An 18,747-nucleotide genomic window follows, 5' to 3' on the forward strand; every position below is an offset into this window, starting at 1 on the left:
ATTCGCCCCACGCAAAAAATGCGGCCCCACAAAGGCCGCATTTCTCATTTTAGTTTGGCATGCGCTATCTTCTATAACTGAAGGAAAGCTTTTAGCGTCCGGTCGGATAGTCCAGGCAAGTATTCGTGCCCGTATTCGGGATACACCAGCAGCTCTTTCTCCGCAGCTATGCGGTTGTACGCCGCAAACTGGGTGGATGGCGGACAGACCGGATCGGCCAGCCCCGTGACGAACAGCACCTTTGCGCGAATACGGTCGGCCAGATTGGATATGTCGATGTACCCCAGCCTGCGAAACACCTCTCCCTCCCGCAGATGGTTCGGGTCGAACCAGCGGAAATAGTAGACGAGCTCCTCATAGGCTGATGTGGATGCCCCCAGCTCCCAGGCGCGCTTGTAGTCGGAGAGAAAGGGATAGACGGACACCGCCAGCTTCACGCGCGGTTCCAGTGCGGCACAGGCCGCGGCCAGCGCCCCTCCCTGCGAGCATCCGTATACGCCCACGCGGTCTTCATCCACGCCAGGCATCGCCATCAGAATGCGCACCGTCTGTACGGTATCGAGGAAAACCTGGCGGTAGTAGAGCTTATCCGGGTCCGGATCGTCCAGGCCGCGAATGATCTGCCCGCGAATGGTCGTCCCCTTCACGGACTGGTTATCCTCCGACAGGCCGCCCTGCCCCCGGCAATCGAGCGCCAAAACGGTCATGCCGTGGGCCGCATACGCGACCTTGTCGAACCAGTCGCCGCTGTCGCACGAGTATCCGTGAAACATCGCCATCGCTGGCCCTTGGTCAGCGGACGATCGGATCGGACGTGCCAGCTTGGCATGTACCCTTGCACCTCCCACCCCCGTAAAGTAGAGGTGGAAACATTCGGCCACCGGCGATTGGAATGATGCCGGCACCAGTTCATAGTCCAGCGGCTGGCGCTCCAGCTCCGCAAGCGCCCGTTCCCAATATACTTCGAAATCGTCCGGCTTCGGACTGCTTCCGCTGTAGGCTTTTAGTTGTTCCAAAGGCATATCGCCCATGCTGCTCACCCCTTCATGGTCAATCATCCCTGCCCGTCTGGAACGGGAGCAAGAATCTCTCCCCCCGCATCCGTTCGGGAAATTACAGGCGTCCTTCCTCTGTATCCCCGGGAATCACTTCGTTGGTTTCGATCACGTAGTTCACGATCTCGCCGACCGTTGTATACGCAACGCCGACATACGTATCTGCAGCGCCATAATAGATCGCGATCCTGCCGGACTCCGCATCATGCAGCGTGGCGCACGGGAATACCACATTGTCCACAAAACCCTGCTCCTCATACCATTGCTCCGGGGTCAGCACAAAGTTGGCGGAACGGTACTTCACCTTCGACGGCTCATCCAGATCCAGGATGACGGCACCCATGCTGTACACGAAGCCGTTGCATGTGCCGGTAACGCCGTGGTAGAACATCAGCCAGCCCTCCGACGTTTCGATCGGAGCAGGACCGCCCCCGATTTTGACCGATTGCCACCAGCCTTGGCCCCCCTTGCTCATCACATGGCGATGTTTCCCCCAATACACCAGATCCGGACTTTCACTGAGGAAAATGTCACCAAACGGCGTATGCCCGCTGTCGCTGGGCCTGGACAGCATGACATAGTTATCGTTGATTTTGCGCGGGAACAGCACGCCGTTGCGATTGAACGGCAGCATCGGATTTTCGAGCCGCACAAACGTTTTGAAATCGTCCGTCCGGGCCAGTCCGAGAGCAGCGCCATAAAAGTCGGTGCACCAAATGATGTAGTAGGCGTCCTCAACCTTCACCAGCCGCGGGTCGTACGCATAATTCGGCATGAAGGGCTCGCCTTGTTCGTCCACGAAGGCGATCCGTTCCTCCTCGATCGTCCAGCTCAACCCGTCTTCGCTTCTTCCCAGATGCAGGTGCGGACGGCCGTTGATTGTTTCGGCGCGGAACACGCCGATGAATTTGCCCTCGTATGGCACCACCGCGCTGTTGAAGACGCGGGCTACTCCCTTGGCCGGATTGCGTGGAATGACCGGGTTGGCAGAATGACGCCACACCGGACCCTCGAAGCCCTCCGGTTTATCCTCCCACGGCATGTTGGACAAGGCCTCGCCGACGATGCGAATTTCTTTCTTTTCGATGACAGTCATCGTATTGATCTCCCTTCATGTGAAATGATTATCGATCCGACTATTTGACCGAACCTTGCGTGAAGCCGTTATAGATGTATTTCTGCAGCAGCAGGAAAATAATCATGGTAGGAATGATAGCGATCATGATGCCTGCGCTGATGACCTCCCATTGGGAGCCGAAAGGGCCCTTGAACTTGAAGAGAGCGGTCGAGATGACCTGCAAATCGGTTTTGGGCATGTACAGGAACGGCGTGTAGAAATCGTTATAGATGTTGACCCCTTTGACGATAATGACGGTCACGATGGCCGGCTTGAGCAGCGGCAAAATGATTCTCCAGTAAATGGTGAAGTAGGACGCCCCGTCCAGCATCGCCGACTCGTCTAGCGCCGTGGAGATCGAACCCAGAAATTGCAGGAAAATATATACGGCAATAATGTCGGTGCCCAGATACATGACGATGGCCGCCCAGCGCGTATTGAACAGCTCCAGCGCATTGATAATCTGGAAGGTGGCGACTTGCGTCGTTACGCTCGGAATGAGCGTCGCCAGCAGAAAGGCGGTCAGCATCACCTTTTTGCCCCGAAAGTTAAAACGGTCCAGAATGTAGGCGATCATGGAACCGGTGAGCGTTGCTCCAATGATGGAGATGACCAGAATGATCAGCGTGTTTTTGAAACCTGTAAGCATGTTGCCGTCCACGAACGCCTTCGTGTAATTCGCGAAGTTAAGCCAGTTCTCCGGCGGGGCCAGCGGGCTGCTCGTTGCGTATTCCCCGTTGGTTTTGAAGGAGGCGAACAGCACGACCACAATCGGAATCAAAGCGACCAATGCGGCGATGATGAGCGAGGCATACTTGAAAATGCCCGCGAGCGTATATTTGGCTTGTTGCATGTTCAGTCCTCCCCTTTAATGGCGACGCGCTGGATCATCGTTACCACGATGACGATCAGCAGCAGCACGACCGCCATAGCCGAAGCCAGCCCCAGCTTGCCGTATTTGAAGGCCAGATGTACCGTCTGGATCACAAATGTCATGCTTCCGTTGGAGCCGTCAGTCATGATATATGGAATATCGAACGCGCTAATGGCGCCGCTGATGGCCAAAATCAGATTAAGCTGCAAAATCTTGACGATGCTCGGCAGGATGATATGCCGGAACTGCTGCCAGCGATTGGCTCCGTCAATATCAGCCGCTTCGTACACATCTTTTTGAATGGAGGAGATCGCTCCAAGGAAAATAATGAAGTTGAAGCCCATATATCTCCAAACCGACGCACTCGCCAGCGAAACGTTGATGATGTTCGGATTTCCGAGCCACAGCTGCGTATATTGACCGAGGCCAAGTGCGTTCAGCAATGTATCCAGCGTGCCGTCCGGCTTGAAGAAAAACAGGAAGATGAATCCGATCGCCACCCCGTTCAGCAGGTACGGGAAAAAGAGCACGCCCTTGAACAAATTTTTGCCTCGCAAATTGAAGCTCAGAATGGTGGCAAAATATAGAGCCAGCCCCATCTGCACAAACGTAGCCACGAAATAATAGGCACTGACGATGAATACTTTGAAATACTCCGGATCACTGAAGATGCGCGCGTAATTTTCGAAGCCGACATAGTCCATGCGCTTGCTGTATCCGTTCCAATCGGTGAAGCTGTACTTGAACATGTTGAACACGGGCAAGTAGGCGAAGGTAAACAAAAGTGCCAACGGCACGATGGAAAAAAGGATAATAATCAGTTTGCGTTGAGCCGAATAGCCCCAATCGGAAACCTTCAAGTATTTCATGCTCTCCACACCTCCCAGCGGATATCTCCGCTATTTGCAAAAACGTCGATTGAACGGCGTTCGGGAACATGCCGCCCGCCGCACGACTCCTGATCCAGACTGAAACGGCTTGCGATCCGGGTGTACGCTACCCGGCAAACGGAACCCGGCAGGCCCCGTTTCCCAGACAACTCCTTTTCTCTCTCACCGGATCGCAACGCCGACGGATGATTTACTTTGCGACTTCGGCACGCGCTTTGACCCACTTGTCGTTCAGGTCTTTCATGATATCGTCATAGGTTTCACTGCGATTGCCGATGGCGGCTTCGATGATGCGTTTCTTGAAGTCCGGCTGCCAAAGGCCGATTTCGCCTTCGTTGTCGATTTTGTCGATCAATCCTTCCTGCCCTTCCTTCGCCGGCGTCAGCGTCGAAAATTTCACGTCGCTGTATTGCTTCAGAATCGGAGGCAGTTCCGCGCTCTTGTCGGCGCTCATGCCGCCGCCCTGCTCGACGGCATAATTGGATTTGGCCAGGAACCAGTCGATCCATGCCTTGGCGGCCGGTTTGTTCTCGCTGTTCACGTTCATGCCGATGTTGTAGTCCGCGGAGAGCGGCACGATGACCTCGCTTGCATTGGTCGGGAACGGCAGAAATCCGATGTCGTCCGGTTTGTCGGTAAGATCCTGAATCTGCGTGATGGCCCAAGAGCCAAGCGCCATCGTCGCGATTTTCCCATTCGCCAGATCCGCCTTGGAGCTCTCCCAATCGGTTGTTGTCGGATCTTTCTCGATCAGACCGTTCTTGGCGGCATCATACAGCACCTTGTACAGCTCGTAATGCGGCTGACCTGGCACGAAGTTATCGTCGGTGTTCGGCTGTTCTACATTCACGTAATCGATGCTGCCGGCCACGGTAGGCAAATCCGATTCCCATTGGGTCAATGCCCAGCCTGATGCATAGTTCGTATAGAGCGGGATCGCATCGGTGTTATTTTTGATGACTTGCAGAGCGGCCTGAAACTGCTCCGGCGTTTTCGGCAATTCGGCAATGCCCGCATCCTTGAAGACCTGTTTGTTATAAATGATGCCGGAGAACGTAATCACCGTCGGAATACCGTACACCTTGCCGTCCACCATGCGTTCTTCGATGGCGGTGTATTTGTCCTTCAGCTCGTCGTACGTGCCAAGCGGCTCGAAGAAATCAGGAATATCCGCAATCGGCACACTGGTCGGAATCATAAGCACATCACCGTAATCCTTCGTGCTCATGCGAATCTTCACCTGACCCTCATAATCGGCCAATGCCTGAAAGTTGACCTTTACATCCGGATACTCCTTGTTGAATTCTGCGGCGTACTCCTTGAATACGGTGTCCACGATATCCGTCCGCTGCGTCAATACCGTAATTTCGCCTTTGATGTCGGCCGGGTCCGTGCTGATTTCTTCGCCTGCCGAAGTCCCGCCTCCCGACGAACATGCTGCAAGCAATGAAGTAATGAGCAGCATGGTGAGCAGCAGCATCCAACCTTTTGGTTTCTTCATGAAGCTTCGACCCCTTTCGAGTTATAAATTAAGTTATCGTTTAGGTTACAAAATGAATTCTATATTGGTAACGCTTACGTGTCAATATAGAGAAACATTGCTTCTTTTCGATGGAATGCATAACGGCTCATTGACATCCAACCTTCTCCCCCATAATATTATAAACTAAGGTTACCGATTACTTTATTTTATGTTTTAATCAAAATACGTTCATACCAAATCTGAAGGAGCGCTCATTCATGATCGAGGCAGCACAACTCAAACACGAAATCAAAGCGCACTGGGAAGAGAAAATTTTGCCTTTCTGGTCCGCCCTTAAGGATGACAAGCACGGCGGATACTACGGCTGGGTCGACAACGGCCTGCGCGTGAATCAGGATGCCCCCAAAGGCGGGATTGCAACCGCGCGCCAGCTATGGTCCTTTGCGGCCGCATATCGCGTGACGGGCGAAGCGAAATGGCGCGAGCATGCGGAGCACGCCTACCGATTTCTCGTCAATCATCTGCTCGATGCCGAGCACGGCGGGCTGTACTGGATGGTAGAGGCCGACGGAAAAGCCCTCGACACCAGCAAACATGTATATGCGCAAGCATTCGGGGTTTACTCGCTCAGCGAGTATTACCGAGCGACAGCAGACACCTCGGCGCTGGGGTTGGCTCGGGCCCTGTTTGACCTGATCGAGGACAAAGGTCTGAACAAGGAGCTGCCTGCCTACAAGGAGCAGTTCGACCGTCACTGGAACGAACAGCCCAATGAAATGTTAAGCGAAAACGGGGTCATCGCGGACTATACGATGAACACGCACATACATGTGCTGGAGGCGTACACCACCCTGTACCGCGTCTGGCCGGATGCCAGGGTGAAGGCTGCACTGGAGCGTTTGCTCGCCATTTTGCATGAACATGTGTACAACCCGGACACCGCATTTCTGGGGGTGTTTTTTGATAAACAGTGGAATTCCATCATTGACCTGCAATCCTACGGACATGACATCGAGGCGAGCTGGCTGATCGACGATACCCTTCGTGTGCTTGGACTGGATCAGCATCCCCAATATTCTTCGATGGTGAAGGATATTGCCTACAACATCGCCGCCGAAGCGATCCAGCCGGACGGTTCGCTCGCCAACGAGCGGGAAGACGGCCGCGTGGACGACACGAGAATCTGGTGGGTACAGGCCGAAGCGATGGTCGGTTTCTACAATGCATATCAGCGCACTGGGGATACTTCGTTTCTGGAGAAGGTAAGCGGATTGTGGAAATACACGAAGGAGCATATCGTCGATTCGCGTCCGGGCGGGGAATGGTTCTGGTCGGTCGCCGCGGACGGCACGCCAAGCCTTCACGAAATGGCCGGGCCATGGAAATGCCCTTACCATAACAGCCGATTTTGCATCGAACTAATCGAGAGGATGGGATAACGATGATACACCCGAAATATTATGACATGCTCGAACAACAAGAACTGCTGCTGAACCGTCCGAATGAGAAATGCGATTCTTTCTACAACGGCATATACGATCGATACCGCTATCCTGTCGTTACGCGCCATCACGTACCGCTGCACTGGAGATTCGATCTGAATGAGCAGACCAATCCGCATTTCATGGAACGGCTCGGCATCAATGCCACTTTGAATCCGGGCGCGATCTATCACGAGGGAAAATATATCTTGGTGGTACGAACCGAAGGATTGGACCGGAAATCCATCTTTGCGCTTGCCGAGAGCGATAACGGCATCGACGGATTCCGTTTCACGGGAGCCCCGCTGGTCTGGAACGACATTGATGCGGACGAAACCAATCAGTACGACATGCGGCTCGTCAAGCATGAAGACGGCTGGATCTACGGCATTTACTGTTCCGAGCGCAAGGACCCTGACGTGCCCGCATCGGACACGTCCAGCGCCGTAGCCCAGGCAGGGCTTGTACGGACGCGGGATCTCGCCACATGGGAGCGCCTGCCGAACATTCAAACGAAATCGCCGCAGCAGCGCAACGTGGTGCTGCACCCGGAATTCGTGGACGGCAAATACGCGTTCTATACCCGACCGCAGGACGGATTCATCTCTACAGGCACCGGCGGCGGTATCGCATTCGGATTGTGCGATGACATCCTTAATCCGAAGATCGACGAAGAGCGCGTCATGGACGAACGCCGCTACCACACGGTTTATGAGGTGAAAAACGGTCAAGGGCCCGCTCCGCTCAAAACCGACCGCGGTTGGATCCATATCGCTCACGGGGTGCGCAATACGGCCGCAGGCCTGCGTTACGTGCTGTACACGTTCGCGACGGCCCTGGAGGACCCGGCGCGAGTGATCGCCAAACCCGGCGGGCATTTCATCGCACCTTATGACGATGAGCGCGTAGGCGACGTATCCAACGTCATCTTCTGCAACGGCGCCGTAGTCAACGAGAAGGACGAGGTATTCATTTATTACGCATCCAGCGATACCCGCTGCCATGTGGCCACGACGACGTTGGATAAGCTGGTCGATTACACCTTCAATACGCCAGCCGATCCATATCGCTCCCTGGATTGCGCCATTCAGCGCGGCGAGCTTATCGCGCAGAACGAAAAACTGCTGCAGCTCCAAACAACCTGAAGCGCATCCGAAGAGACCGATCCTTCCGCTGGCCAGGAACGGCCTTCTTTACCCTCGAATTTCTTTATTCCGCGCGAGTAACGATGTATACTGATATGGATTGTTACTATGCATAACGAAATGAAGAAAACCGGTAATTGGAGGACTGCACACTGGACCTATACCGGCTTGAAGGGGGCGACCAAAGCTGAAGAACAACATCACCATGCGGGATATCGCCGACAGGCTCGGGGTCAGCAGTGTGACCGTCTCGAAAGCACTTAACGATAAGGAAGGCGTCAGCGACGAGTTGAAGGAGAAGATCAAGGCGCTGGCCGTGGAAATGGGCTACCGCTTCAACGCTGCCGCAAGGTCGATGAAGGAAGGCCTGACGCACAACATCGGCGTCATTATTCCCGAGCGCTTCACCGGGCCCGACCAATCGTTCTATGTCCGTGTCTTCCAACGGATTACGAAGCATCTGGAGGATCAGGGCTACTACGGCATCCTCCATATTTTGAACGAACACGACGAAAAAGCATTGACGCTGCCGCGGCTGTACAGCGAGAGCAAGGTGGATGGGTTCATCGTGCTGGGTCAGATCAGCAAAGAATACATCGAGCTGGTGCAGTCGATGGAAGCGCCGAAAATATTTTTGGATTTTTACGACGAACATGCGGATATCGACTCGGTGGTCACGGACAATTTCTATGCCGCATACGAGCTGACCAACTACCTCGTTCAGCAGGGCCATCGCCAAATCGCCTATGTCGGCAATCTGTATTCGACCAGCAGCATTCAGGACCGCTTCCTCGGCTATTACAAATCCTTGCTGGAGCACCGGCTTCCGCTAAACCAGGAACTGGTGCTCAACGATCGGGACGAAAGGGGAACCTTTGTCGAGATCGAGCTGCCCGAGGAATTGCCTACCGCTTTTGTCTGCAACTGCGATCAGGTAGCGCACCTGCTGGTGCAGAAGCTGACCTCCATGGGGGTTCGGGTACCGGATCAATGTTCCGTGGTCGGCTTCGATAACGACATTTACGCTATGCTGTCCGATCCAAAGCTCACCACAGTGGAAGTGGATGTCGAACATATGGCGCGAACCGCCGTACAATCCATTTTGAAAAAAATCGAGCAGCCTAACCGCAGCTTCGGACGCGTGCAGGTCAAGGGGAACATTATCTACCGCGATTCCGTCAGCACGCCGCCCGCTAATGCGGAGCATCCGCTATAAGAACTGTACCGCCCACCCGTTCCTCGGGATGCCTCAATCGCGGCTGCCCAAAGCGTCAGCCTACGCAGTTTGCTCGATCGTTCAAGCCCCGAATGGGTTTGAGCGCAGGCACAGCTTTGCACGTCGGTTCAACCGAATACAAACACCCCGCGAACGCGAACGTTCCCGGGGTGTTTGGCGTTGACTTGGCAAAGCAAAGTGCCGTTCAACTTCACCGTTTCTCAGCCATGTCTGGCAAACTGTTCTCGCCAGGCTCTTTTGCCGTTTAGTAGGCGACCTTCAACCAATTCTCCTTAGACCACGAAAGCTTGCCGGCACCGGCTCCGTTCGAACCGGAGAGCCGCGCGTTCAGCGTGGATGGATCGTCCACCGAATAGCTGTAAGGCAGAGACGAGAAGCCGTTCCACGAAAACGCCTTAATAGCTGCGGGGACAGGGCCAAGCGGGCTCCCCGTGGCATCGCTGTCGCCCCGGAACGAACTTCCGTCCAGCGAATAAATCGTGTCGGCAACCCGAATTTTGCCCGTATACGCTGCATCGGACGGATCGGTCTGATTGTTGCGGACCGGGTATACCACGTCCTTGATGACTGATTTTTCCACCAGCACGGCACCGCTTTCCGTCGAAATCGCTCCATTGCTGGTGACGTCGAACTTATACCCTTTGGACGAAATGGCCGAGGCCATGGCTGACGTAATTTTGCCCTTGGCCGCACGCGCTCCGCTTGCATCCATAATGATGTTGTACGCGTGCACATTGCCGCCGCGCAGGCGCGGCATGCGGTCCTGGATGTCTTTGTACAGGTTATGGTGCAGCGTCATGGACAGATTTGCGTTGGCCGCCTCAAGGCTGGTCGAGCCCACAAGATGCCCTTTTTTCTGCGAGGAAGCGACGGCGATAATGTCCGCTTTGCTCAGGCCCACGTCACTGCTGCGAAGATAGTTGTACATCGGGTAGGCGGATTTGTTTGCCTCGAGCTCGTTGATCTGCTGCGTAACCCAGCTATTCGAGCTGCCGTCGTCGCCTTTGAACAGAGACCAGGAAATGGTCACGCCGCTCGTTCCTTTTTTGGAATCCACGAGACCGTCATACGCTTTGTTGAATGTACAGTGATCGATCCAGACGCCGCTGCTTTCTTCCAGCGTAATGTAATCCCAGTCGTTTTTGTCGTAATCGCCCTTGGTCGACTCGTCCCACTCCCATAATTCATCGAATTCCAGATTGCGAATGACCACATTGGAGCTGCGTTTGATCGAGAATGCTGCATGTTTGATCTTGGACCCGTTGGCCGAAAAAATAGTCAGACCGTTAAAGCCGTCGATCGTCACCTTGCTGACGCCGGTCTGCTTCAACACGGGATGGGTCAGCGCATCGTTATGTTTGGCAAACGGGGATGTCTGCGCTGCGCTCGGAATTTCGTTCCAACCCAGATGGAGATCGTTCATGATCTCGACCACCTTGACGCCAGACCCTTTCTTGAGCGCTGCCTGCAGATCGTTCGCCGTATACACCTTCCGGTATTTGGCGGTATCCGATTCGCTCACGATGCCTCCGCCTGCATTGCCTTGGGAGAAGCCCGTCAGATTATAGTCGGCGTTTCCCGCCGCCTTCACATCCGACCCGCCTGCACCCAGAAGCGTGAAACCCAATGCAAGCGCCAGGGCCCCGCTGCACAACGTACGAATCTTGTTTCTCATAGAACGATGCCTCCCGATTCATAATGGAATGTGTTCGTTCGCCAGCCCTTTCCGGACCGCACGGACATGCTCCCAATGTAATTCGGGAAACCGGTTACGACAATAATCTCTGGATCACATTCATGTTTTTGAGGCGGAAAAGCGGCTGTGATCCACCTAAAGCAACCTCCCATCCTTCATGTTTAACCCTGCCTTGATCCAGTCTGAAATGCCTTCAGCATCAACAAGGTAAACCCTCATCCTAATTTCTACCTCATTCAACCATCATCTTCCAATTCCAACCTTTCCAGAATTCACGCGCTTAGTCGTAACGAGCCCTTATCCTGTTAGGGATGGGGATGCAAACGCTTATGGTCTTTGCACACCTTATACATGAATTTTGGGGTTTGGGCCTCTACACGATTTATGCATCCCAGGCACGCGAATGAGGGCGAAGCAAAGCATACATGCGCCATTCTTTTGAACATAGCGCGAGTACGCTTCGCTTCTCCCCCTGGAATCGTCAGATTTCCGCCAAATAAGACACCTCGGATTCGCGGTTCGTTGATTGTTGAGCTTTACCGCTTAATGGAACGCGTCCAGAATCCGCCATGGAACTGTTTCGGTTCCACCGTGATGACAAACGCCTTCGGATCGAGTGCCAAAATGGTCTGGTAGAGCAGCTTCTGGTTTTTGCGTTTAGCCAAAATCTCCATCACCAGCCGATCCCCGTCCCGGCCGCTGCCAACCCATGAGGTTACTCCGTATCCCTTATCTCTTAACGCATTCGCCAGGCTTCCGTCCATCTGGTTGCAGATCACCTTCACCGTGACGTAGCCCAATGCAATCTTCTCCTCGATCCATGCCCCCAAGAGCACGCCAAGTCCATACCCCACCGCATAGACGATCAACGCCGCAGGCTGCTTCAAATAACTGAGCACGAGATTGAGCCCCAACACGTAAATGACGATTTCGCCCATGCTGATCAGAGCTGCGATGTACTTTTGACCTTTCAGCGTCAGGATCATCCGCAGCGTATATGCCGACACGTACACGATCTGTATCGCGAAAATGAACAACAATATTTTAAACAATCGCACATCCCTCTCTTTTCCGAACCTGGCGGGCAGCATGCGAGAAAATACAACCTCGCTCCAACTCCGATTCGTTCTCTCGCCTGCATCTTCGTTCGACGCACCTTATCTTCATCATTGGACGTAAAGCACGAATTTTAAACGGGATGGACGAAATCTGCCCGGAAGGCATGAAAGTGCCGCGATGCGCGCGGCGGATTATGGACGTTCAGCGCCAGGAGGGAGGTTCAAGCTGCCGTCCGGAAGCCATCCCGGAGCTTGGCCGATAAAGCACCGTCCACAGCACAACATTGGCTACAAGCAATATGGCGAGATAGATCCAAATGCCTGCAGGCAAAGTACGCACCCATGCGTGCAGTCCCCACAGCAGGCCAATGACAGGCAAATACGCGAGAATGATCCATCCATCACTTTGCTGCGCCATGCTGAAGGACTGGGAGAATGGAGGCTGCTTCAGCAGCAGCTTGCCGGACGGCGGAATCAGCGCCAACGCGGTGAGCAGGATGACTATGAGATCAGGGACGATTCTCCACCCGAACGTCCAGCCGAACACGACGGCGTTAAGCAGATACATGGGCAGGAACATGTTGGTGGCGAACGCCTTCAGCGCCGCGCTGTACAATACCCCGTCATGCGCCAGCGGGGCGGCACGGAAGCTCCAGAATGCCTTGTAGTTCCCCGAAAATTTGAGCATGAGCACGACGGACATAATTAGAAACAACATGATATACATCGTATAGAACATCGAACTTTGCCTTAGCTCGCCCCACGACTCCGACTGCAAATAGGTGAGCCAGAACACGTAAGGCAGCACAAAGGATAAGCCGATGGAAGGATATACTTTGAGCTTGAATTCCCGTTCGTTCCGCATCATGTTCGCTGACAAGCGGAAGCAAGCCTGTTCTTCCCTAGAGCGGCACAACAATTGCGCGATGCGCCGATCCCAACGGCCACGCTTGCGCTTCGACGTTTGCCCGGAATGGGCCATTTTCTCCAGATAAAGCTCAAAGGACGGCATAAGCTTCACGTATGCAAACATGCCGATCATCGGGACAAGAACGCCCAGCGCGGTGAAGACGTAAATCCAAGCATTCCCGCCACCGCCTAACAACCATTCAAACGCAGACGCATACCACACCGGAGGGAGAAACATCTGCCACCAGTCTGGGGTATACACCATGTCTGTGTCGATGATGGAGAACGAGCGAATGACGAGCTGATATCCTACCGCGATGCTGATGGACAATGCGATTTGAACCGTGTTAATCATGTCCCTGAGCCTTTCCCCGTCCAGGAATCGCATCATGAACAAATAGACCAGGGATGTGCTTACGAGCACAAGCGATACCATCAGAATGAGCTCAACCAGAAAGATGACAAAAAAGATGATGCCATGTTTGACAAACGCAGCAACGAGCGGAGCGGCCGTCAAGGAACCGGTCAGCAGCAGCAAATACACGCCTGCATGGATGGCTCTTGCCAAGCCCACGGTTCGGGCGTTTACCGGTTTGGTCAAAATGATGTTGCGATCCCGGATATCCAGCAGCACCGCGGAAAAATCGGAAACCATCGACGTCATGATGATGAACATCAACATCGCCGTCACGATGCTCATGGACAGGATGTAGGGGCCCATATCCCAGATCATGAAAGGCACCATAATGATGCCCATCAACGCATAGAACCACAGGGAACGAATGTACATATTGCCGTCCTTGTTTTCCTTGGCTGCCCTGGACCCCGACAAAATGGTCGGCACCCTGCGTCCATCCATCTGGAACTTCACCTGCAAAATCAGACGCAGCATGTCGTAATCGGCTCCCGTGCGTTCGACCAGGCCGCGAAATCGGTCCAAGATCTGCAGCGAGCGAAAGTCCGGTCTCTCCACCATTCAGCCCACCTCCTGTACAATGGACACGAAACGCTCCGCAATCGTCTTATGTTCATTGAAACCCGTCAGCTGGTTGAATACTTCCTCCAGACTGCCCTCCTTGGACTGCTGCTGCAGCTCTCTGAACGTGCCGTCCGCCATGACGCGGCCTTCCTGAATGAGCACGATACGGCTGCTGATCTTCTCTACCACATCCATAATGTGCGAGGAGTAGAAGATCGTCGTACCCTTGGCCGAGAGCTGAGCCATAATCTCCTTGAATACCATGACGCTGTTGGCATCCAGCCCGCTGAGCGGTTCATCCAGAAACAGCAGATCCGGATCATGCAGCAGCGCCGAGATTAACAGCACCTTTTGCCGCATGCCTTTGGAGAAGGATGAGATGCGCGAATGATAGGATTTCTCCAGTCCAAAACAGTCCATCAACCGCTTCGCCTTATAGTCGGCCTCCTCGTACGGAATGCCGTACAGCTCGCCGGTAAACGTCAAATATTCCGCTGGTGTCAATTGTTCATACAGATCGGCCACTTCCGGCACGTAACCGATTCTGCGTTTGTATTCCACGCTGCCATCCTCTATATCTTGGCCAAAGATGCGGACCTTGCCCGAGAACCCCTGAACCAAACCAAGCATGATTTTGACGGTGGTGCTTTTTCCCGCGCCGTTGGGACCGATATACCCGATCATTTCTCCCCGATTTACCTCAAGATCAATGCCATTCAACACGTAACGCCCGCCATATCTCATGCGCAATCCTTCCATGGAAAGCACTTGTTGTTTATTCATTCGGTATTCCTTCCCTTCCATTTGTTATCTGCAATCCCACTATTTTACCACATTTAAGTGTTCAAAAAATGATACATTGTTCGCAATTCGTTTTCCTCCGCAGTTTCTACGATCGACAATGTGCCCCATCCATGCTTTGCAGCGCCGGTAGAACAGCAAAAAGACGCTTCCCCGGAAGCGCCTCCTCTGTTCAGGCACAGCAATGCCTTTTTATAGATAAAATTATATCGTTGGATTTAATCCTCATCATCGAAGTCCTGATCGAACTTCAACACTTTGCCCGTGTCGGCGTCGACATCGACGTCCGCCTCGCCCTGATCCGTTCTCAGCTCGACTTCGTACACATAGCGGCCGTCGTCATGGTCCAGCTCCACTTTGGTCACTTTGCCGCCGCCCACTTGTTTCAACGCGATGCTCGATGCTTGGGCTGCCGTCAGCTTTACTTCTTTGGAACCCGCAGCAACCGTGCCTGTTGTGTAATCGTCGTCATTGTCGTCATCGTCGTCATTAAGCACGGCAACAATTTTCCCGGTGTATGCATCCAAACGCACAACCGCATCGTTGCCTTTCCGGTCGATTTCGACCTCATAGAACGTTTGGCCGTTTCTGCGCTCCAAGTCCACATCGTCCACTTTCCCTTCAACCGCCTTCAAGGCTGCTGCTTTGGCCTGCGCTGCCGTCAACAGCGTTTCCGTGCCCGTTTGAGTCGTCACTTGCGAAGTCGGCTTCGACGCCTGCTGCGCGGATTGTCCACCGATGCCGCTGCTTGCCGCCGCTACGGCCGTTCCGCTCAACAATACTGCCGCCGATATCGTGCCAATCCAAAGTTTACGTTTGTTCATCATCATCCATCATCTCCTCATGTCATGTTCTGATCTCGTCTACAAATACAGCTTAACCCTTAAGGATGAGAGAGCATGGAGAACAAGATTAGAATTTGATGAGAAAACGACAAACCGGTTCGCGCCCCGCTCAATCGTCTTCCTTATCCCACGTAACCGAGCGGATGTCGCCGGAGATGGCGTTGACCTGCACCGTAGCTTCACGGCCGTCTTCCAGATCGATGTCTACCAAGTAATAAGCAATGCCGTCGTCGGTGCTGCGCAGTTCGATGTCATCGACCTCCCCAGGCACCCTTGCCAAAGCTTTGCGTTCGGCTTCCTTTTCGGTCAAAATGTGAGCCGCACTCTCCCCATCCGACTTCCGATCGGACGGCTGCAGTTTTTTCGAGGACAGCACCTTCCCTTCATAAGGGTCGATCGTCAATTCCGCACGACTGTTGTCTGCCGCTTGGACCACGGCCGTGTATACGGGGCTGCCATCCTTCTCGATCAGTTCCAGCGATTCCAATTGTCCCACGGTCTGATTCGATAGCTCCGTTTTGACCTGCTCCCGGCTTAACAGAGGTTTCTCCTCCGATCGCTCGCCGGCTTCCAATCGTTTGATGGCTTGCACGGTTCCCGTTACCGCATCCAGCTGAATGTCATACAGTCCCGTTTCGGAGCGAAGCTGTATCATATAGGTACGGTCTTTCAGCGTGGAGCTGACGATTTCCCCGGGGTACTGCTTCAGTACCGATTGCGCAGCTGCCTCGGCGGTCAACGTTGCCCGTCCGGATTCCCAAGGTCGCCACCACACAGCCGTCCATACAACAACTGCCGCCACAACGAGGCTCCCCACGATCCAGCCTAGAGCACGCAGCCCGACAGTGCCCTTACGTCCGCCAACCTGCGGGATCTGATCTTGCTTCTTCATCCGGGAATGCTGTGATAGATAACCGTTATGGCTATTATGATCGTTATGGCTGTTGTGGCTGTTATAGCCGTTATGCCCGTCCTCCATTCCATGTCCTCCTTCCGTGCTCTATGGGTATTATAAAAGGGAAGAATGAGAAATTCATGAGAACGGGACCTCCCGAGCTGCAGCCGGCAAAACGATGGACGCCTCAGTGCCTCGGCCGACACGGCTTGCAAGCTCGATTCGTGCACCTACCGCCTCGGCGATATCTTTCGCCAGCGAAAGGCCCAGCCCTGATCCGCTAATGCCTTCGCTGCGGGTTCTGGACTGTTCGACGCGATAGAAGCGGTCAAATACCTTGTCCAATTCTTCTTCGCGGATGCCGATCCCCCGGTCCACGATTCGGATCACGCAATCCCTTTTGCTTGCTTCGAGCCGGACAGCAATGTCATCCTCGCTATATTTGCGGGCATTATCCAACAGGATGAACAAAAGCTGTTTCAGCTTGCTTTCATCCGTAACTGCCCAGACGTTGTCTGGAGCTTCGCATGTCACTTTACGATGGTATGCCTCCCGAAAAGCCATGGCCGATTCCTGCACCAGTCGGGAAACATTCACCTTGTCCAGCCGCACATTCCACTGTTCGGGCTGCTTGGCCAGCTGCAGCAGTTGTTCGGTCATTTCCCGCATGCGGACCGCTTCCGACAGGATCGCATCTACCGCTTCCTCGAACACCTCCGGCTGCTCTTTGCCTCTCCGCTGCAGCAGGCTGGCGTAGCTTTCGATAATGGTAAGCGGGGTCTTCAACTCATGCGATGCATCGGAAACGAACCGTTCCTGCCGTTCAAAGTTCGATTCCAGCAAATCCATCATCCGGTTGAACGTCTGGCCCATCGTGTTCAGTTCATCCTTTGAACCCGCGCCCAGCACCAGGCGTTTAAACTGGCCGCTCGACTGAATGTCGCTCATGGTGTTCGTCATCTGTTGAATCGGCCGGGTCATTCGGTTGGCCAGAATCCGGCTGGCTGCGATGGCCGGGATCAACGCCACAACCGTGACGACGATCAGTACCGTGCGCAGCACTGCAAGGCGACTCTCCGTATCCGCAATGCTCTCGGTAACCTGCACGTTGACCACTTTGCCGTCCGGCCAAATCAAGGGCACGGACACCCACACGTAACCGGTCTGGTCGACGCGGATATATTCGGATTTTTTGGCGCTTTCGTATTTGTAGGGCTGCTTGCTCAGCTCCTCCTCGTTAAACGTCGTAACCGGTGGAGAACTGGTGCCGTCCTCGTTCACGATTCGCAGCATGCCGTTCAGCGGCGCATAAGCCCGAAGCAGATCGTCCGGCGGAATCGCATCCGCCGACTGGCGAACCCCGGACACAATCGATTCGGCCTCGGCCTCGATTCGTTTGATTTCATTATCCATGGACATCCATTCAAACACATAATAGATCGACAAATTCGCGGCGATTAGCAGCACGGCGAACAGGACGGAAGAGTACCCGTATATTTTGCTGCGCAGGCTCATATCGTTTCCTTGAGCACGTAACCCACGCCACGCACGGTATGGATCAAAGGCTGCGCGAAGCCGTTATCCACCTTTTTGCGCACATAGCGGATATAGACGTCCACCACGTTGGTATCGCCGTAATAGTCAAACCCCCAAACGGACTGTACGATCTGCTCGCGCGTCAGCACCTGGCGCTGGTTGCGCAGCAAATATACGAGCAGGTCGAACTCCCGCGGCGTCAATTCGATCGGCTTGCCGTTACGCAGCACTTCACGGGTTCCTTCGTTCAGCTTCAGGTCTGCCGCAGATAACCATCCGCTCTCCGGCTCCGCCATTCCGGCATCTGACACCTGACCGCCGTTTCCAGCCTCATTTGGTCCGCCCATCGAAGAAACCGCCGCCGATGCCGCCGCGGCGCTTAACCTCAATGCTGCACGTACTCTCGCAAGCAATTCCTCAATGCGGAACGGCTTCGTAATATAATCGTTGGCCCCCAGGTCAAGGCCCGAAACCTTGTCTTCCACCGAATCCTTGGCGGTCAGCAGCAAGATTGGAATCGATGCATCCTTTGCCCGGATGCGCCGCAAAACCTCGATGCCGCTCAAACCAGGCAGCATAATGTCCAGCAGAATCAAATCCCACTGACCGCCTGCATATTTCTCCAACCCTTCCGTTCCGCTGCCAGCCTTTCCTACGCGGTATCCCTCATATTGCAGCTCAATTTCCAGCAGGCGCGCAATTTTCGGCTCGTCTTCAATGACCAGCACGGCTTCATCCATGCAGCT

At 54.2% G+C, this 18,747-nt stretch carries 17 protein-coding genes; 3 read left to right on the forward strand and 14 right to left on the reverse strand.

Features of this window, described 5'->3' with window-relative positions; translation table 11 throughout:
• Positions 1–71 precede the first annotated feature (71 nt).
• The 6 genes from L6H98_RS04880 to L6H98_RS04905 form a co-directional block, all read right to left on the reverse strand.
• A complete protein-coding gene (locus tag L6H98_RS04880; RefSeq protein ID WP_236413342.1) occupies positions 72–1,031 on the reverse strand; it encodes an alpha/beta fold hydrolase in 960 nt (319 codons plus the stop codon).
• An 82-nt stretch (positions 1,032–1,113) separates the two neighbouring features.
• On the reverse strand, positions 1,114–2,151 hold the full coding sequence (locus L6H98_RS04885; protein ID WP_236413344.1) for a glycoside hydrolase family 130 protein: 1,038 nt from the start codon (positions 2,149–2,151) through the stop codon (positions 1,114–1,116).
• A 40-nt stretch (positions 2,152–2,191) separates the two neighbouring features.
• Positions 2,192–3,025, reverse strand: a complete 834-nt coding sequence (locus tag L6H98_RS04890; RefSeq protein WP_236413345.1) for a carbohydrate ABC transporter permease — start codon at positions 3,023–3,025, stop codon at positions 2,192–2,194.
• A 2-nt stretch (positions 3,026–3,027) separates the two neighbouring features.
• Positions 3,028–3,915, reverse strand: coding sequence for a sugar ABC transporter permease (locus L6H98_RS04895; protein ID WP_236413346.1), 888 nt, complete (start codon positions 3,913–3,915; stop codon positions 3,028–3,030).
• A complete protein-coding gene (locus tag L6H98_RS04900; RefSeq protein ID WP_236413347.1) occupies positions 3,912–4,085 on the reverse strand; it encodes a hypothetical protein in 174 nt (57 codons plus the stop codon). The genes L6H98_RS04895 and L6H98_RS04900 overlap by 4 nt, the downstream gene beginning before the upstream one ends.
• Before the next feature lie 41 nt (positions 4,086–4,126).
• Positions 4,127–5,437 carry an ABC transporter substrate-binding protein gene (locus tag L6H98_RS04905; RefSeq protein WP_236413348.1) on the reverse strand — a complete coding sequence of 437 codons (1,311 nt, stop codon included), beginning with the start codon at positions 5,435–5,437 and terminating at the stop codon, positions 4,127–4,129.
• Positions 5,438–5,676: 239 nt separating this feature from the next.
• On the opposite strand from L6H98_RS04905, the gene L6H98_RS04910 reads away from it, so the two are divergent.
• The 3 genes from L6H98_RS04910 to L6H98_RS04920 all read left to right on the forward strand — a co-directional run bounded on the left by L6H98_RS04910 (position 5,677) and on the right by L6H98_RS04920 (position 9,261).
• Positions 5,677–6,858: an AGE family epimerase/isomerase gene (locus L6H98_RS04910; protein ID WP_236413349.1), complete on the forward strand. Its 1,182-nt coding sequence runs from the start codon at positions 5,677–5,679 to the stop codon at positions 6,856–6,858.
• A gap of 2 nt (positions 6,859–6,860) precedes the next feature.
• Positions 6,861–8,045 (forward strand): glycosidase, encoded by a 1,185-nt coding sequence (locus tag L6H98_RS04915; RefSeq protein WP_236413350.1) that lies wholly within the window; start codon positions 6,861–6,863, stop codon positions 8,043–8,045.
• Between the two features lie 205 nt (positions 8,046–8,250).
• Positions 8,251–9,261: a substrate-binding domain-containing protein gene (locus L6H98_RS04920; protein WP_236413351.1), complete on the forward strand. Its 1,011-nt coding sequence runs from the start codon at positions 8,251–8,253 to the stop codon at positions 9,259–9,261.
• Between the two features lie 265 nt (positions 9,262–9,526).
• Here L6H98_RS04920 and L6H98_RS04925 read toward each other — a convergent pair whose 3' ends face one another.
• The 8 genes from L6H98_RS04925 to L6H98_RS04960 all read right to left on the reverse strand — a co-directional run bounded on the left by L6H98_RS04925 (position 9,527) and on the right by L6H98_RS04960 (position 18,741).
• The gene (locus tag L6H98_RS04925; RefSeq protein WP_236413352.1) at positions 9,527–10,957 is read right to left on the reverse strand and encodes a hypothetical protein; all 1,431 of its coding nucleotides are present in this window, start codon (positions 10,955–10,957) and stop codon (positions 9,527–9,529) included.
• A gap of 557 nt (positions 10,958–11,514) precedes the next feature.
• Complete coding sequence (locus tag L6H98_RS04930) at positions 11,515–12,030, reverse strand: DUF2179 domain-containing protein (RefSeq protein ID WP_236413354.1); 516 nt, start codon at positions 12,028–12,030, stop codon at positions 11,515–11,517.
• A gap of 208 nt (positions 12,031–12,238) precedes the next feature.
• On the reverse strand, positions 12,239–13,921 hold the full coding sequence (locus L6H98_RS04935; protein ID WP_236413355.1) for a hypothetical protein: 1,683 nt from the start codon (positions 13,919–13,921) through the stop codon (positions 12,239–12,241).
• Positions 13,922–14,707 (reverse strand): ABC transporter ATP-binding protein, encoded by a 786-nt coding sequence (locus L6H98_RS04940; RefSeq protein ID WP_236413356.1) that lies wholly within the window; start codon positions 14,705–14,707, stop codon positions 13,922–13,924. It abuts the gene before it with no gap.
• Between the two features lie 236 nt (positions 14,708–14,943).
• On the reverse strand, positions 14,944–15,555 hold the full coding sequence (locus tag L6H98_RS04945) for a PepSY domain-containing protein (RefSeq protein WP_236413357.1): 612 nt from the start codon (positions 15,553–15,555) through the stop codon (positions 14,944–14,946).
• Positions 15,556–15,679: 124 nt separating this feature from the next.
• Positions 15,680–16,549, reverse strand: a complete 870-nt coding sequence (locus L6H98_RS04950; protein ID WP_236413358.1) for a PepSY domain-containing protein — start codon at positions 16,547–16,549, stop codon at positions 15,680–15,682.
• A 54-nt stretch (positions 16,550–16,603) separates the two neighbouring features.
• On the reverse strand, positions 16,604–17,980 hold the full coding sequence (locus tag L6H98_RS04955; RefSeq protein WP_236413359.1) for a HAMP domain-containing sensor histidine kinase: 1,377 nt from the start codon (positions 17,978–17,980) through the stop codon (positions 16,604–16,606).
• Positions 17,977–18,741 carry a response regulator transcription factor gene (locus L6H98_RS04960; RefSeq protein ID WP_236413360.1) on the reverse strand — a complete coding sequence of 255 codons (765 nt, stop codon included), beginning with the start codon at positions 18,739–18,741 and terminating at the stop codon, positions 17,977–17,979. The genes L6H98_RS04955 and L6H98_RS04960 overlap by 4 nt, the downstream gene beginning before the upstream one ends.
• Positions 18,742–18,747 lie beyond the last annotated feature (6 nt).

This window comes from Paenibacillus sp. JJ-223 (assembly GCF_927798175.1).
Lineage (GTDB): Bacteria > Bacillota > Bacilli > Paenibacillales > Paenibacillaceae > Paenibacillus > Paenibacillus hubeiensis.